This is a genomic window from Treponema sp. R6D11, assembly GCF_054786075.1.
Window position 1 is genome coordinate 1 of record NZ_BDHD01000472.1, and the last position, 975, is coordinate 975.

1 protein-coding gene is annotated in these 975 nt (G+C 43.0%); it reads left to right on the forward strand.

Translation table 11 applies throughout. The features are described 5' to 3' along the window. Positions 1-155 precede the first annotated feature (155 nt). On the forward strand, positions 156-815 hold the full coding sequence (locus tag ACYVTD_RS14040) for a tetratricopeptide repeat protein (protein ID WP_461248345.1): 660 nt from the start codon (positions 156-158) through the stop codon (positions 813-815). Positions 816-975: the final 160 nt, after the last annotated feature.

Consider the following 975-nt stretch of genomic DNA (forward strand, 5'->3'; position numbering starts at 1 on the left):
TCCATACACTGTTTTTGCTGTTGGCGCGCTAAAAACATTAAGAGGTATTCCAAAGTTCAACGAGTATTTTAGCGGACACGCGGCAGCTTCAAAAGGACGGCTTGCGGAACGGCTTTTATACATTTGCCGCAGTTAGGTGAAAAAGGCAGGTTTTTATGAAGAATACTTTACAAAAAAGAAACTTTTTACAAGCAATTTTTTGCGTTGTGTTTTGCCTCGCTTTTTTTGCCGCTTCATGCGCCAGGTCGCCGAATACAGAAACGGTTCGTCTTTATGTCCGCGCTTCTGACGCATACGCAAAAAAACAATTTGCAGAGGTTATCGAACTTTTGCATAAGCAAAATAATTTTCCTCCGGCGCTGATACTGCGGGCAAAAGCGGAATATTTTTTTGACAAGCCGGATAAAGCTGAAAAATCTTGCAGAAGAGCGATAAAATTACGTCCTTCATCGTTAGAGGCAAATTTATACCTTGCGAGGATTCTCCGCGAAAAGGGCGATTTTAAGGGAGCGGAAAATTTATTGACATCTTTGTTAGCTGATAATCCGCAAGATATTCGCGCGCTGAGACTTTCCGCGGAACTTGCTTCTGATAATGGGAAATATGATGAAGCGGCAATTTTTCTTGACAGAGCCGCTGAGTTTTCTGCGGAAAGCGCGATGGTTCTGCTGGACAGGGCAAGATTGCGCTGGACAGCGGGAAAGGGCAAAGAGGCGTTAGAAGATTTAAACAGAGCAAAAGCCATGCTTCCGTGGGATACTCCATTGTTACGCTCGATAGCAAATCTTGAGAAGACAATAAAAGGGGTGATGTGATGCGCAATATTACGGTAATTTTGCTTTTACTTGTTATCTCAGGTTTGTACGCAAATGAAAATAATCAAGAAACATTGACTTTTGCGCAAGCGGCAAAACTTGCCGTTTTCGCTTCCGCTGACTTAAAACATTCCCGCGAATCTTTGGCTCTTTCAAAAGG